This is a genomic window from Marinicella rhabdoformis (assembly GCF_009671245.1).
GTDB classification, from domain to species: Bacteria; Pseudomonadota; Gammaproteobacteria; order Xanthomonadales; family Marinicellaceae; genus Marinicella; species Marinicella rhabdoformis.
The window spans coordinates 186,739-202,733 of the sequence record NZ_VTFS01000003.1 but is presented as its reverse complement, the minus strand read 5'-3'; the positions used below and the strand labels follow the sequence as shown (position 1 = coordinate 202,733).

Sequence of the window (15,995 nt, the reverse complement as noted above, 5' to 3'; positions counted from 1 at the left end):
TAGAAAAGTTAAGGGTTCAATTTCATTTTAAAATATGTTTATTTTATTAAACCAACCAAGTCCTTATTTAAGGAAATGGCGATAAATTAAAATAGCAGTGGTTCTTATTTAAGAAAAAGGCTGAAATTTAAAATATGCTTGCTTCGATTCATCATGAAGTTTTGGTTTAAATAAGTTTTATTTGACGGCTTTTATCGCCGTTAAATTCGAAAAGTGTAAACCTAATTAATCTGTATGAACGACAGGACACTCAGTGGTATGATGTATTTAAAAATCAGATTGTATTTGAAACGGAATATTTGAAGTGAAAATCAGGCAAAAAAAAGACGGTCCCTGTTATGTCGATAATCTTCAAACTCTTGCCAACCGATGGAAGGGAACATTTGAAGCACATAAGAGGACTTACCCGTCATCGACAATTATGGCGCCAAGACAATACAAATTCAAGTATTTGAAAACTAAACTGACCCATATGATTAACAAATGACAACCCAAGCCGAACAAGTCCTCGAAAACAATTTAATCGAACAGCTCAAAGGCATCGGCTATGAGCAGGTTAATGTAACTGACGATGCTGAGTTGGTGACGAACTTCAAAGTTCAATTGGAACGTTTGAACGAAGTGACTTTAAGCAACCACGAATTCAAGCAAATCCTTAACAACATCAACAAGGGCAATATTTTCAATCGCGCCAAAATCTTGCGTGACCGCGTGACGTATATGGATGCCAATGGTGAAACCAAAACAGTGCAGTTACTGGATGGCTTGAACTGGGAGAAAAACAATTTCCAAGTGACACAACAGGTGCGCATGGAAGGGCGTTACAGCACACGTTTCGATGTGACTATTCTAATTAACGGCTTGCCTTTGGTGCAGATTGAATTGAAGCGCCGAGGCTTGGAAGTCAAAGAAGCTTTTAATCAGATTAACCGTTATGAAAAACATTCTTATTGGTCGGGCCATGGCTTGTTCCAGTATGTGCAGTTGTTTGTGATTTCCAATGGCGTGAACACCAAATACTTTGCCAACAATGCGATTCCTTCGCGTTCTTTCAAACAGACCTTCTATTGGACAAAAGAAGACAACAAGTTGGTCACAGATTTAAGCGAGTTTTCTGCTGAATTCTTTGACCCTGGTCATTTGGCCAAAATGATCAGCCAGTACATCGTTTTGAACGAAACAGAGAAAATGCTGATGGTGCTTCGGCCGTATCAATATTACGCCACTGAAGCAATTGTTAATCAGGTTAAGACATCTGACGATTACGGTTATATCTGGCACACCACTGGCTCGGGTAAAACGCTGACGTCTTTCAAGACGGCACAAATACTCACGGCATTACCCTCTATTCACAAAGTCGTATTCGTGGTTGACCGCAAGGACCTTGATTACCAGACCAGTAAGGAATTCAATAATTTCTCTAAAGGCAGTATTGATGCCACCGAAGACACAGGCACTTTGGTGAAACAATTGGCAGGTGACACCAAGCTGATTGTGACCACCATTCAGAAGTTGAACAATGGAATATCTAAGACCAAGTATTTAAAGCGATTGAACAATTTACAGGATAAAAGGGTGGTGTTTATCTTCGATGAATGTCACCGCAGTCAGTTTGGCGCGACACACGGTAAGATCAAAGAATTTTTCACTGGGGCTCAAATGTTTGGATTCACAGGCACGCCTATCTTTGAAGAAAACGCCTTGAAGAATGATTTGGGCAAACGAACCACTGGCATGTTATTTGGCCGATGCCTACACAAATACGTTATCACCGATGCCATCAGGGATGAAAATGTGTTGCCGTTTTCGATTGAATACTACAAAACGTTCAAGCAAAAGAATGAAATCAATGATGAACAAGTTGCTGGGATTGATGAAGAAGAGGTTTTTTCAGATTCAAAGCACATGACTCAAGTCGTCGATTACATCATCAAACACCACCACCGCAAAACCCACAACAAAGCATTCACCTCTATTTTTTGTGTTTCCAGCGTCGATCATTTGATTCAGTATTATCAAATGCTCTTGGACAGAAAGTCAGCAGGTGATCATGACTTAAAAATGGCCACCATATTTTCTTATCAAGCCAATGAAGAGGATAAAAAAGCATTGGGAGTGGGTGCCACAGACCCAGACTTTCAAGCTTTGAAAGCGGCAGAAGAAAGTGGACAATATTATTCGCACAGCAGAGACCATTTGGAGCGTTTCATTAGTGAATACAACCAACAATTCAGCACCAACTACACCACCAAAGACTCCAAATCGTTTTATAGCTATTACAATGACATTGCCAAAAGGGTGAAAGCCAAACAGGTCGATGTGCTGTTGGTAGTGAATATGTTTTTAACTGGCTTCGACAGCAAGCCGTTAAATACTTTGTATGTAGATAAAAACCTCAAGTATCACGGTCTGATTCAGGCCTATTCCAGAACCAACCGCATCCTCAATGAACTGAAATCTCAAGGTAACATCGTATGTTTCCGTAACCTCAAACCGGCCACAGATGATGCCATTCGTTTGTTCTCCAATCTGCACAACAAAGACGAAATCATCATTCCGCCGTATGAAGACTATTTAGAGGATTTTGAATCTGCTTGCCAAATATTGTTAGGACTGGTGCCCACTGTGGACAGTGTGAATGATTTGCAGACAGAAGAGGATGAACTGGCTTTTGTTCAGGCTTTTCGTAACCTGATGCGCATCAAAAACATCCTCAGTAGTTATACCGATTTCGAGTTCAAAGACTTGCCAATAGAGGAACAAACTTTTGAAGATTACAAAAGCAAATACCTGGACTTGTACGACAAAACCAGAAAGTTAAATGAACCTGATAAAGTTTCCATCCTTGATGACATCGACTTTGAATTAGAGTTGATACACCGCGATGAAATTAACGTCACCTACATCGTCAACTTACTCAAAGGCCTGAAAGAAGCCCCAGAGAAAGAACAAGATGCCCACAAAGCTAAAATCATTGATGCCATGATGGGCGAATTGGAACTGCGCAGCAAGCGTGAACTGATAGAAAAATTCATCAACAAACATTTGCCACTCATCAGTGATGCCAATGCGGTACCGGATGCTTTTGAAGCATTCTGGGAAGCCGAAAAACAACGCGCCATCCAAGTTTTTTCAGAAACCGAACAACTCGACCCAAACAAGCTCGAATCGGTTATTGGAGATTTCCTCTACACCAAAAGAGAACCCATGCGCGACGATGTCATCGCCATGATGCAAACCCGACCCAAACTCAGCGAAAGAAAATCCACCGCCGAACGCTTGATTCAGAAAGTCACGAATTATGTAGATACATTCATTAATGGCATAGGTGGAGTTTGATGCGTTTATCTGTGGTGGTTTAAGGGCAGTGAATGCGCTTTAAGTCGTCAATTGGTAATACAGTTGGGGTAGTTTTTTAGGCAGGTCGGTGGCTTTTTTGATGTGGAAGTAGGATTGTGAGCCGAACAAATAGGGTAGGTATTCGTAGGCTTGTTGGTCAATTGATACACAGAATGGTGTGATGCCGGCTTGTTTGGCTTCGATGATGGCGTGGCGGGTGTCTTCCAAGCCGTGTTTGCCTTCGTAATGGTCTAAGTCGTTGGGTTTACCGTCGGTCAGAATGATCATCAGTTTTTGGCTGGTTTTCTGTTTGTTCAGTTGTTCGCAACCGTAGCGTATGGCGGTGCCCATGCGGGTGTAATAATTGGGTTCAATGGCATGAATGGCATTCCTGATATCATCATTGTATGGTTGATCAAAGCCTTTGATGTCGTAGTAGCGAACCAGGTTGCGTTTGCGTGAGGTAAAACCCGCGATGGCAAAGCGTTCGTTTGCGGCGTGCAAACATTCTGATGTCAGGTAAAGGCTGTCCTTAATGACGTCTATGACTTTTTGACTTTGGCTGATGTAGGCGTCAGTTGATAAAGATATGTCGGTCAATATCAAACTGCTTAAATCACGGTGTGATTGTTGGCAATGTCGATACAGTTTGGGGTCACTTTGTCCCGAACCTTGGTGTTTGGAGACCATGAAGTCGAGGAAGCTGGTGAGGTCGGGTTCTTGGCCTTCGCTTTGGTTGTTGAACCATTGTCTTTGCGGTTTGAGGGCTTCGAATTGGCGTTTTAATTGTTGCGCTGTTTTTCTTAATTTTGGAGACCAGGTGGCGGGTGGTGTGTGCTTTATTTGCATCACTTGCAGCGAGCAATGGTCTTTGATCAGTTGTTGTTTTTTGTGGTGCCATTCGGGTAATAAAATGCCAGACAACTTGATGTGGTCATCGTATTCGGGTGAAGGTAAATCTAAATCCAGTTTCAATTTACTGGCAGTTTCGCCTCTTGATACGCTTAATTGATCCAAGTCATCGGCCACTCGCATGGCATCTTCATCTTCACCGTCTTCTTCACTGCGGTCTAAATTGATGAATTCAGACCAAGTGAACAGGCTTTCTAAGCGGAAAGACAAGAGGCCGTCTTTTTCGGCATCTTCTATCCGTTCGGCTTGGTACCTTTTGTTCTTTTTGGCTTCATTGTGACTGGCTTGGGCTGACATATCAGGGTCTTGCTGGTCATTGTTGTTCGCCGTTTTGGATGCGCCCAATGGGCTGGGGTATAACCACAAAGGCACGGGGTTTAGTTGACTGAGCAGGTCAGTTGGAATGCCCGGCTCTGGCGACAGATCCAGTAAGGAGTCACGCAATTGTTGCTCAGCGGCTTGTAATGACTTGGGCAGTTTGTTGATGTCACGGCGGTGTTTGATGTGTTTTTTGATTAAGGTGTTGTAGCTTTTGCGCAAACCGGGCCATTGTTTAAAGCATGATTGGGTTAAATACAGGTTGTGCGCCAGAAGGTGGTCGCTGTGGGGTGACTGGTTGTGGCTGGCCATGGCGGCCAACCAATAATACAACGCACGGTTGTTTTCGCTGTCGGCAAAGCAGTTGATAACTTCGGGTAAATACAGGTGGTCACGTTGGAAGTGGGCGCATTCTAGGCGGTCGCCAGCTCCGGCAATTTTTTGTATCCAGTTTCGATGACTGTGTATTTTTTGTGGGCCAGTGAAGCTGATTTTTAGCGCTTTATCACCACCCAAGGCACGGAAATAGATTGCCAGTGACTTTTGAATAGAGTCTAAGGCAACAGCAGCTTCTGTAAAGCTTGGCATCGCTTTTTGTGTGATGTAATGGTGCCATTTGACACCCACCCATTCTTCCATTGACTTATCCTATGTGCGCTTTGGTGACTTGCATTAAGGCTTCAACCACGGTTTCATCATCGCTTAAAGCTTCAGCAATGGCGGCCTCGCAGGCGTTCATGGCGGGCATGCCATGGGTGATTAAAGTGGCAGCATATATCAACAAACGGGTAGAAACGGATTCTTCTAAGTCGTGGTCTTTAAGTTGTCGCAATTGTTGTGCTAACTGTGCCAATTGATTGGCCCATTCGTCGGTGCAACCACTTTCTTTTTGAATGATGTTGGCTTCCAGTTCGGCATCAGGATAATCAAAGCGCATCGATACAAAGCGCTGCCTGGTTGAGGGTTTCATGCCTTTGAGTAAATTTTGATAGCCGGGGTTGTAAGACACCACCAACATAAAACCATCAGGTGCCTGTAATAATTCACCGGTGCGTTCTATCGGTAAAATGCGGCGGTCATCGGTCAAAGGGTGTATGGCAACAATACTGTCCTTGCGCGCTTCAACCACTTCATCAAGGTAACAAATGGCGCCTTCACGTACGGCTTTGGTTAAAGGACCATCTTGCCAATAGGTTTTTCCATCACCAATCAAATGACGGCCAATCAAATCTGAAGCCGTTAAGTCTTCATGACAGGCGACGGTGTAGAGTTTTTTGCCCAACTGATCTGCCATGTGTTGAACAAAGCGGGTTTTACCGCAGCCTGTAGGGCCTTTCAGCAACACCGGCAATTGGTTTTGCCAAGCGGTAGTGAACAGTTCAAGCTCATTACCCACTGCTTGATAGAAGGGTGCTTTTTCGTGTGATTCTGCGGCTGATTCTGAGTGTTTAATTGTTTGTATGTTTTTCATAGTCAATCCTTATAAAGTCAGGCCCCTTACTGCAAAGCAGTAAAGAGCCCAACATCGGAGGAAATTAATTGGGGTGACTGATTTCATCAACTGGGTCGGCTTCACCTTTGATGAAAAAGCTAGAGATATAAACAATCAAGCCCAACAAGAACACCAAGCCAGCGGCTTCACGCATCCAATAGAAGATTTCAAGTTTTTCTTGAACCACCATGAATGGCAAAGGTGCTTCGCCCATGCGCTGTAAATAGACTTGAACCACGCCTGCTGCGGTCAGGAACAAGGTGATGAACACCATCGATACAGTCATCATCCAGAAAGACCACATTTCAACCACTTGGGCCTTATTTGAATTGGCACGGCGACCGCGCAGTTTAGGCATGGCGTAAGAAATGATGGTCAGTACCACCATCACATAGGCGCCATAAAAGGCCATGTGACCATGAGCGGCGGTGATTTGTGTGCCATGAGTGTAAAAGTTTACAGGTGCTAAAGTGTGCAAGAAGCCCCACACACCTGCACCCAAGAATGCCATCACACCCGTACCTAGAGCCCAAAGTACGGCCACTTTGTTGCTGTGGCGTCTGCGTCTTTTGTTGACCATGTTGAAGGCGAATAAAGTCATCAAGAAGAATGGAATCGGTTCCAAAGCGCCAAATATGGAGCCCAACCATTGCCAGTAACCCGGGGTGCCGATGAAGAAGTAGTGGTGACCCGTACCGATGATGCCTGTAATCAAAGCCATGGCAATGATGACATACAACCATTTTTCAATCACTTCGCGGTCAACACCAGTGGTTTTGATCAGGACAAAGGCCAATAATGAACCGAGAATCAACTCCCAGACACCTTCTACCCATAAGTGAACAACCCACCACCAATAGTATTTGTCTAACACCAAGTTTTCTGGGTTAACAAAAGAGAACAGCCAGAGTACAACCAAACCCACCAAACCAGTCAATAAGACCATGTTAATCACGGTTTTCCTACCTGACAGGATGGTGACTGCAATGTTATAGAGAAAGCCTGCGCAAACCACAGCTATCCCTATCTTACCGATGGTTGGTTGTTCTAAAAACTCACGACCCATGGTCGGTAAAAAGCTGTTACCAGTGAGTTCGGCCAGTCGGCCGTATGGAATCAGTAAGTAACTCAGAATGATGATGACACCTGCACCTAAAAACACCCAAAAAAGGAGTTTTGCAAGTTTTACTGAGTGGAGTTCTCGCCCAGATTCTTCTGGCACCAAATAGTAACTGGCACCCATGAAACCGAAGAGTAACCAGACGATTAGCAGGTTGGTATGGACCATTCTGGCGATGTTAAAAGGGATATAAGGAAACAGGAAGTCACCCATGACGTATTGCAACCCTAGGATAACACCGAATAAAATTTGGCCAACGAAGAGGCCAATGGCAGCTATAAAATAGAGTTTTGCTACAGATTGAGATTGATATTTCATTTTGATGCTCCTTTATCCTTGAATGTTAGGCGGCCACTGCTCGGTATTGATACCGCTGGTGTACTCTAAAAAATCAGCCAAGGCATCCAGTTCTTCTTCTGTGAAGTTGAACTGCGGCATGCTGCGACGGCCTGGAATGCCATTGACGGGGCGGCTTTTGATGTAGGCTTTAATGGCTTCTTTGCTCTTGCCGAATCGCAAGTAAACATTGCCCAATTCAGGTGCAAAGTACGCACCTTCTCCTAACAATGTGTGACAACCAATGCAGTTGTTTTCTTCCCACAATCGCTTACCATGCTTGGCAGTTTCTGTCAGTGCTTCACGGTTGTCTCTATCGGGTAAGCGTTTATGGGTGTCTACCGTTAAAACGATAAACAGCAATATGAAAAATAAAGAACCACCATAGTAAATATTTCTGGCGACACTTTTGGTGAAAAATTCTTTCATGGAATCCTCCTGTCTTTGTTAAAAAAGATGCGAGGCAAAGTTGAAAATAAATATTGGGAAGAAATCAAAAGTATCGCAGACCGACGGTGTGAATCACGTTTTATGCTTGACAGTATGATAAGCCGGCCTACGATGGTTCCCATGATATTCATTTTTTACTCTACCTCACTTGACCTAGGTCAATTTGTGTAAACTAATTAAAAGTTGGCCTGTAACATGAACCAAACTTTATCCACGTCTTTACGAGCGCCTTTGCCGTCAAAGTGGGCGATTTTAAATAAGCCTTTTGTGCGTTTACTGAGTTTTTTAGCTACAGATAAATCCACTTCATTGCCTAAGTCAGAACTGCCATCTTCTACATTAAAGTCATGGAATAGTACCTGCCATTTAAAGCTGCCTGTGTTGAACTGACTGCCGATGAACGCATCCTCAATACCTGCTTGTGGGGTATTTAAAAATTGATCGGCCCAACCATTAAAGGCATGCAAAGTAGCCAAAGGTGTACGGAACATGGCACCTGACTTGTTGGCATCGCCAGTGAGGACTTCGTAGCCGGCGAGTAATTTCATCGGTTTGAACTGTATGCCAGCGTCTAAACGGTAATAGTTGGCGGTGTAGTTGACTGGGTTGTCTGCATTGTCGCTTTGTTGTGCAAATTCAGCTTTGAAGTTCAACGGCAAATCAGCACCTTTGTTACCCCATTCGAAGAACGCACCAGTAGTGGCAGTTGAAAAGGCGGCTGCATTTTCGTTGTCAATGTTGTAGTGGTATATACCGAGCTTACTGTTTTGATTCAGTTTGTTGCTGTAGTTAATCAAGAATGATTGATTGTCATGGTTGCCAGCAGCAACATCATCACCAAAAATACGGTGAACTTTATCAATGTAAGCGACAAATAAGCGGCTGTCATCAAAATTGAAATCCATACTGAATGAGTCGTATGTTTGTTCGTTTTGACGCCATGCCACGCCACCAACAAAGCGTTGGTTGTCTAACACTATGCGTTGACGACCCAATTTGAACTTGTTGTTATTGTGTTTAAACTGAACCCAGGCTTGGTTTACCTCTGTACCTGATGGGTCAGCGACAATTGGATATTCGCCACGATTCGGTGTGTTTCCCATGCCTGCATTGAAGTCGTCAATGCCTACTTCTGAAACATTGTCAGCTTCTAAAAACACCTGCCAACCATTGTAATCTTTTGTCAAATAGTTCAACCGTGTTAATAAAGTTGATGCGTTGGCATTTTTTGATTTGCCATCTTGGTCTACATGTTCAAAACGGTAACGCAACATTACATGTGCTTTACCTTCAGAAATGGCGTCACCAAAAGTGGCCGCTTGAACGGCATCATCTGCTTGCCCTAATGCGGGCAACAAGGCTAATAAATATAATGGCTTGAGTGTTTTTTTCAAGGATTAACTCCAGTGGTTAAATGATGGGGTGAATTGTGCTTTTTCTTTAAGGCAGTTGCATTGACCCAGGTCAACTTTTGGCAAAAGTTAAATAAATGTAAAACCACAGTGTGCTTTTTGTGGTTATATTGCCGTTTTATTGATGCGATAAGGGCCTTTGATGTTATTGAATTTGTAATACAGGGTGGGCTGTAAAACTGATTATTACTTGTGAAAAATTCATTTTTTTGAAACAATAGAGCCAGTTTAAAAATATAAAGAGTTATGGTTGACAGAGATGGCTTTCGCCCCAATGTGGGTATCATCTTGTTAGACGATAACGGACAAGTTTTCTGGGCAAAGCGCACCCGAGGGAACGGGTGGCAATTTCCACAAGGCGGCATAAATAATGACGAATCCGCAGAAGAAGCCATGTTCAGAGAGCTGTATGAAGAAGTGGGTCTACGTCCACAACATGTTGATGTGTTGGGTTGTACCCCAGGGTGGTTAAAATATGAGCTGCCTAAAAAGTTTCATAAGCGCGATTCTGATCCGTTGTTCGTTGGACAAAAACAAGTGTATTATTTGCTCAAATTGATTGAGCATGAATCTGTTGTAGATTTTAATAAAACAGATTCTCCTGAGTTTGAATCCTACCGTTGGGTTGATTTTTGGTATCCAGCGCACAATGTGATTCATTTTAAACGTCCAGTTTATAAACGCGCATTGAAACATTTGGAGTTTTTAATCGACGCAGTTTAACTTGAGTAAAAGGGTAAAGGCATGAGTATTGCAGTGGTGGTTACAGATCGTGACTGCAGTGGTTTGTGTCAAATGATTCAAGCAAAGTTGCCGGGTTTTTTGATTCAGCAGTGGCCCAATATTTCACGACCTGATTTGGTGGAGTTTGCCGTGTTGTGGCAACACCCTCAAGGCATTACTGAACAATTTAAAAACTTAAAAGCAGTGACATCTTTGGGTGCGGGTACTGACCATATGGACCATGATGTGGCTTTATCTGGTTTGCTTCAACTGCGGATTGTCACAAAATGTTTAAAGCAGCTGATGGCTCAATATGTGCTGTTGTACATCATGTCTGAATCTCGTCACCAGTTGGGGTACTACTCCCAACAACATCAAAAACAATGGCAGGTATTAGAGACTGAAGACATTCCTACCGTGGGATTTATTGGTCTGGGGGCTTTAGGTGGTTTTGTTGCTGACCGATGTTCTGATTTGGGGTTCAATACTTTGGCTTGGACTGCGCAATCTGAGCACCCCAATCATCAGTGTTTTCATGATAATGCGGGGTTCAAACATGTCATAGAACAAAGTGACTTTGTTGTCTTGTTGTTACCGTTAACAAACGAAACGCATCACATCATAAACGGCACTTCTTTGTCTTGGTTTAAAGACAGTGCCACATTAATTAATGTGGCTCGTGGCGCGCATGTTGATGAAATGGCATTGTGTGAGGCATTACAAAATAATCAACTTAAACATGCTGTTTTGGACGTGTTTGAAGCTGAACCGTTGCCTGCAGAAAGTCCGTTATGGCAATTGGACAATGTGACCATCACGCCACACGTTTCAGCTCGTTCTGATGCCCAACAAACAGCTGATATGGTTGTTGAATTATTTAACCAATATGTCCTTGGCGATTCGGAAGCCTAATCTTGGGTCAGTGAAGTCTTGTTTGGCTTTTATTCTGTGTTGAATGCGATAGTCTGATTTGCTGCTGGCCCAATGTCCACCGCGAATGACACGCTCTTCACAGCCGGCGTTAATCCATGCGGTGTTGTCACTGGGTGCTCGCACATATGAATCATGCCAACAATCTGCCACCCATTCCATCACGTTGCCACTTAAATCATTTAAGCCATATAGGTTCGGCAGAAAATGAGCAGTGGGTGCCGGCCCCCAAAAGCCATCTTGGTACTCAGTAAAACCTTCACGCCAACGGATGCGGCTTTTGTTCAATTTATCTTTGGCACCAGAAAAGTTTCCCATCACCTGGACTGGGTCACTGTTACCCCACGGGTAACGGTAATCGTGACCCATGCCTAATACGTATTCAAATTCATTTTCAGAAGGCAAACGATAGGCTGCTCCTGTTTGTTTAGCCAGCCATGCAGCATAAGCCAAGGCATCATTGACGGATACATGAATAACGGGCAAGTCTTGATCTGCATTTTTTCCTTGGTAGTCATGTCGCCAGTTGATGCCGTGTTTGGCTTTGAAACGTCCACTTCTTGGGTCGTAAATCTGAGAGATGTTTTTTTCCTCAGCAGTGGTAATGTATTGCGTGCTGTTTATGAATTGAGCAAATTGAGCAACGGAAATTTCAGTTTTACCAATCGCAAAAGCTTTGGTGATGGTTACTTGATGTGCCGGCTTTTGATGAGACGGTCCTTGTCGATCGCCCATAGTGAAACTTCCGACAGGAATGACAACCAATTCAGGTCCTAATTGTCCATTGGCCAAATAGTCTTGGGTAGGGTCTAGGGGGTTTAAGCGACCGTATGTCTGTGTTTTGTTGTAAAGTGCTTGATAGCCATTTATTTGGTCACTTTGAATGTTCAGGGCTGATAATTCGGCCAGCAGGTTTTTGGCTCGAGCTAAATTCAATTGATCAATTGCCAAATAAAATTGGTTGTCTAAATAAGTGAACCGGTCTTGTTTTTGTTGGTATATGGCGTCAACGGTTGCTAATGTTTCTGGGTGGGCTGAATCAATGGTTTGTGCAATGGCTAATTGTGATTCTGCTATTTCATAATCATTTTCATCTGCCGAACGAAAAGCCTGTTCTGTTAAATCCATGATTGCCAAGTTTTTTATTCTTTTTATTTCTGGATGGTTGTTGTCAATTTGTTCTGCAGCAATCAAGGTATGAACCAGATCCTGTTGGTTTTGCGCACTAAAAAGACCTTCACTTAATTGTTGTGCGGCTTGTTTGCTTAACTTTTCTAAAGTGTAAAACGTACCAATTTTTGTGGTGTACTGTTGAATTTTTTCATCATCAGGATTAATGGTTTTCAATCGTGCTGTGAGGTCAGTCAGGCGTTGAGTTTGATAATTGGTAGCAGCTTCTTCAGCTGCAGCATAAAGACGGGCTTCTAATGTGGTCATCATGACCTGACTTTCCTCGGTGTCCAAACCAGCCTTTTGTGCTTGGAGCAAATAAAACAATGCGTTTTGTTGTTCGGGGAAAAAATCATGATCTTGTTGATGTGCTGTTTGGGCAAACTGCCACAAATCATCTACAGTCAGGCCAACCAAGTCGTAATCATTTTTATTTTCTAACCAGTCAGGGATTTTTACCTGTTCAATCACTGTGGCAGGTAAACTGATCGGCTTAGATTCTACTTCGACTGTTTCTGTTAACTCTACTGGTAGCGTTGCCACTGGTTGAGTAAATAAATCAGGGCTGATTTTGAGGTAATAAAGGCTGGCGATTAAGCCAAGCCCTAACAGCATCATAAACAGTTCTTTGAAGCTTAGTTGTCCCATGCGTCAGTTGCACTGCTGTGTTTGCACATGACAGATTCTGCCTTTGGTTTCAGGCGATATGCCTTCAGGGCTTTGCATCAAATATTGTTTAAATAAATGTTTGGTTTCTCTCAGAGTAGGGTTGTTTGTTGTTTTTTCACATGACACTTCCATAGACTCATCAATCATGTGATAACCGTCATGATTGGTTACAGGTGAAATGAGGTAATGTGGTACCACAGCCCTGAAAATCTGGTCATCTTGGATGGTTTCATTGCTGCTGTTGACATGGATGTGCGTGGCTGTTTGTAGGTCAGAATCATGTGTGTAAGCCAGTCCAGCTATTTGTAGCCAATGCCCATTGGCTGTCCAACCAGAAACACTGTGATTTAATATGGCTTGTAGTGTTTTACCGTTGATTTCAATTAACCTTAAATCTGATGGGTAAGGAAACATTTCTTCCAAATGTTTTTGGGTGATGCTGTCACCTGCAGGAATATTTTGGTTAAGTCGAATTGAGCCCGAATTCAGTAACGCGATGTCAGCGCCACAGCTTTTGAATGGCGCCAAAGCCAAATCTGCCAATAAACTTCCTAAATTAGTTTCAAAACGCCTGATTTCTGTCTCTTCAGCAATCAGTTTTACCTGTGTTTTCCCTAATTCTGTGGCCAAACATTGTTCGCTTTCGTGTTCTATTTTTCGACAATAAGCATGATCAATGCTTTGATTCAGTGCGGCAACCCAGCGTGCCGTTTTTGGGTCTTCTTGGATGTTATGGTCTAAAGGTACAATAATGGGTTGTTCAATTGAAACCCCGCCATTTGACTGGCTGATCTCAACCACAGCAGCAGAGGCGGCATCGGCATCGGCTTTGATGATCCATCGGTCATTAACGGCTTCTAATTGTGCAAAATGTTCATGACCACCAAAAATAACGTCTGGCCTATATGACAAAGGTAATTGCATCATCGCCACATCATCTTGAAGCCATTGGTGTGTCAAAGCAATGACCACATCGGCCCCTTGTTCTCGCAGTGCGGGTACATACTTTTCAGCAGTTGCCGCAAAACCATCAAAAGACTCAATAAAATCTGGGTGTTGCATGTCGGTGGTGAAAGAAAAAATTCCCACGTTCAAATCACCATAAGTTTTGATGATGCTGTTTATGACGTGGTCATTTTTGTTGAAACCGGTTTGCCAGTTGATGTTAGAATCAAGCCAGGTGAATTCACTTTTGTTTAATAGCCCCTCCATTAATGGTGTGTATTTGGCTTTGCTTTTATCAAACTCATGGTTACCAAATGTGACAACCATGTCTTGGTCAAATTCATCAAATGCACCATCTAAATGGTTCATGATTTGAATCATTGAGGCACCATTGTCTTGTTTGCTGGCGAAAGAAGGGTGTAAAAAGTCTCCTGCATGTAATAACAGGACGTGTTCGTATTCTGATTGCAGTTTTTTCCTCAATGCACGCACGCGTGCCAAGCCACCAGTTTTGCCTGCATCAATACCAGCAGTACGGTAAACATCGTTGATTGAAATCACTGCCAAACTAGAAGCTTGAACAGCGGGTTCAGGTTTTTGACTTGCATGTTGGCAAGCAGAAACTACAATGACCACACAGGTCAAAAAAATCTTAGGAAATTTCATGAGCAATATCTTAACAAATTATCAATGGATAGATGAACCAGAACAGGCAGCTAATTTAGCATCTGTTTGTGACAATGGCATGTTTTATGCGATAGATACTGAGTTTGAGCGCAGTCGAACTTATTATATGAATCCGGCATTGTTGCAGGTTTGTGTGAATGGGCGTGCATATTTAGTGGATTTGTTGGACCAACAGGTGGCTCCAATGATGTTTCGCGCCATAAAAAAAGTGATTTTGCACTCGGGATCAGAGGATTTGTATTTATGGCACCAATTAACAGGTAGCTTACCTGATGCCTTGTTTGATACGCAGGTGGCTGCTGCTGCAAGTGGGTTTGGATTGCATTACTCATATCAAAACTTAGTAAAAGATTTACTTGGAATTGAATTGTCAAAGGCTGAAAGCCGTTCAGATTGGTTGAAACGGCCATTAACAGATGCTCAAATTGATTATGCGATAGAGGACATTGCTTACTTGCCTGAATTGAAAGGTCTTTTGGAGGCTAAAATGGAATCCAAAAGTACGCGGCCCTTGTTTGATGAGTTGATGTCACAACAGTTGGCAAATGTCACTGTTGATTTGCATGCAGAAAAAGTGTTTCAAAAAATGGTTAAGTCACAAAGGCTGCCAATTGCTGCACAAAAGAAACTTTGGGCTTTGTTAGGGTGGCGTGAGCAACAGGCAGTAGATAGAAACAAACCCAGAAATTGGATTCTCAATCCACAACAGTTGTCAGACATGGCTGTCAAGGTGAAAAGCAAACAGGATATGTTTCAATTGGGCTTACACCCCAATATGTTGAGAATACATGCAGACCATTTACTGAAACTTTTAAAAGGTGCGCAGGACATAGAAGAAGCGGCATTGCCGGTGATGGTAAAGCTTAAAAGTCAACAGGGTGAAGCTTTAACACAAATGAAAAACACCTTGAACCAACATTGCGAATCTTTGGGCATTGAACCGGCATTAGTCGTTAATGTTGCTGGACTGAAGCGTTTGGCATTTGAAAACAAAACTTTAAATGATTTGGCCACCTGGCGAGCCATCCAATGAAGGCAAAGGAAGTGCATTATCGTTGTTTAGAAAGCATGTACCAAGCTGCTCCTTTTAATGCTTTGTTTATGCCAAATTTGAGCGTCAATGAGGGAAGGGCCGATATCAGCATTGAACTGACTGAACAATACCATCATGCCGGTGGTGCCGTTCACGGGTCTGTGTATTTTAAAATGCTCGATGATGCGGCATTTTTTGCTGCCAATTCAATCGAACCTGATTATTTCGTCCTCACAACTTCGTTTACAACCTACCTGACTCGGCCTGTTTCAACCGGAAAAATGATTGCTAAAGGTCGTGTGGTGAACAAAAATCGCAGCCAAATAATAGCTGAAGCCGTGGTGTATAACGAACATGACAAAGAAATAGGTCGTGGAAATGGTATCTTTGTGCGCTCTAAAAATAAATTAGTTGATGTGAACGGTTATAATTGTGCTTTAGATTGACGTTTAGTATCTG

General features: G+C 42.9%; 11 protein-coding genes and 1 pseudogene. 5 read left to right on the top strand and 7 right to left on the bottom strand.

Features of this window, described 5'->3' with window-relative positions:
- Positions 1 to 483 precede the first annotated feature (483 nt).
- Entirely contained in the window at positions 484 to 3,339 is a 2,856-nt protein-coding gene (locus FET73_RS08715) for a type I restriction endonuclease subunit R (RefSeq protein WP_154223567.1), read from the top strand.
- Positions 3,340 to 3,378: 39 nt separating this feature from the next.
- Here FET73_RS08715 and FET73_RS08710 read toward each other — a convergent pair whose 3' ends face one another.
- The 5 genes from FET73_RS08710 to FET73_RS08690 all read right to left on the bottom strand — a co-directional run bounded on the left by FET73_RS08710 (position 3,379) and on the right by FET73_RS08690 (position 9,361).
- The gene (locus tag FET73_RS08710; protein ID WP_154223566.1) at positions 3,379 to 5,208 is read right to left on the bottom strand and encodes a nitric oxide reductase activation protein NorD; all 1,830 of its coding nucleotides are present in this window, start codon (positions 5,206 to 5,208) and stop codon (positions 3,379 to 3,381) included.
- Between the two features lie 4 nt (positions 5,209 to 5,212).
- Positions 5,213 to 6,040: a CbbQ/NirQ/NorQ/GpvN family protein gene (locus tag FET73_RS08705; protein WP_154223565.1), complete on the bottom strand. Its 828-nt coding sequence runs from the start codon at positions 6,038 to 6,040 to the stop codon at positions 5,213 to 5,215.
- Between the two features lie 64 nt (positions 6,041 to 6,104).
- The gene (locus tag FET73_RS08700) at positions 6,105 to 7,499 is read right to left on the bottom strand and encodes a cbb3-type cytochrome c oxidase subunit I (protein WP_154223564.1); all 1,395 of its coding nucleotides are present in this window, start codon (positions 7,497 to 7,499) and stop codon (positions 6,105 to 6,107) included.
- Between the two features lie 12 nt (positions 7,500 to 7,511).
- A complete protein-coding gene (locus FET73_RS08695) occupies positions 7,512 to 7,946 on the bottom strand; it encodes a c-type cytochrome (protein ID WP_154223563.1) in 435 nt (144 codons plus the stop codon).
- Positions 7,947 to 8,143: 197 nt separating this feature from the next.
- A complete protein-coding gene (locus FET73_RS08690) occupies positions 8,144 to 9,361 on the bottom strand; it encodes an alginate export family protein (protein WP_154223562.1) in 1,218 nt (405 codons plus the stop codon).
- Positions 9,362 to 9,625: 264 nt separating this feature from the next.
- On the opposite strand from FET73_RS08690, the pseudogene FET73_RS08685 reads away from it, so the two are divergent.
- Both FET73_RS08685 and FET73_RS08680 read left to right on the top strand, forming a co-directional pair.
- A pseudogene (locus FET73_RS08685) lies at positions 9,626 to 10,078 on the top strand (RNA pyrophosphohydrolase); the annotation flags it as partial.
- A 45-nt stretch (positions 10,079 to 10,123) separates the two neighbouring features.
- Entirely contained in the window at positions 10,124 to 11,014 is an 891-nt protein-coding gene (locus FET73_RS08680; RefSeq protein ID WP_154223560.1) for an NAD(P)-dependent oxidoreductase, read from the top strand.
- On the opposite strand, the gene FET73_RS08675 is transcribed toward FET73_RS08680, so the two are convergent.
- Together FET73_RS08675 and FET73_RS08670 are read right to left on the bottom strand one after the other, a co-directional pair.
- A complete protein-coding gene (locus FET73_RS08675) occupies positions 10,976 to 12,850 on the bottom strand; it encodes a formylglycine-generating enzyme family protein (protein WP_154223559.1) in 1,875 nt (624 codons plus the stop codon). The genes FET73_RS08680 and FET73_RS08675 overlap by 39 nt on opposite strands.
- Before the next feature lie 3 nt (positions 12,851 to 12,853).
- Positions 12,854 to 14,482 (bottom strand): bifunctional metallophosphatase/5'-nucleotidase, encoded by a 1,629-nt coding sequence (locus tag FET73_RS08670; RefSeq protein WP_154223558.1) that lies wholly within the window; start codon positions 14,480 to 14,482, stop codon positions 12,854 to 12,856.
- Here FET73_RS08670 and FET73_RS08665 point away from each other — a divergent pair.
- Complete coding sequence (locus FET73_RS08665) at positions 14,481 to 15,536, top strand: ribonuclease D (protein ID WP_179952199.1); 1,056 nt, start codon at positions 14,481 to 14,483, stop codon at positions 15,534 to 15,536. The two genes, FET73_RS08670 and FET73_RS08665, sit on opposite strands and share 2 nt — an antisense overlap.
- A complete protein-coding gene (locus FET73_RS08660; RefSeq protein WP_154223556.1) occupies positions 15,533 to 15,982 on the top strand; it encodes a PaaI family thioesterase in 450 nt (149 codons plus the stop codon). Before FET73_RS08665 ends, FET73_RS08660 begins: the two co-directional genes overlap by 4 nt.
- Positions 15,983 to 15,995: the final 13 nt, after the last annotated feature.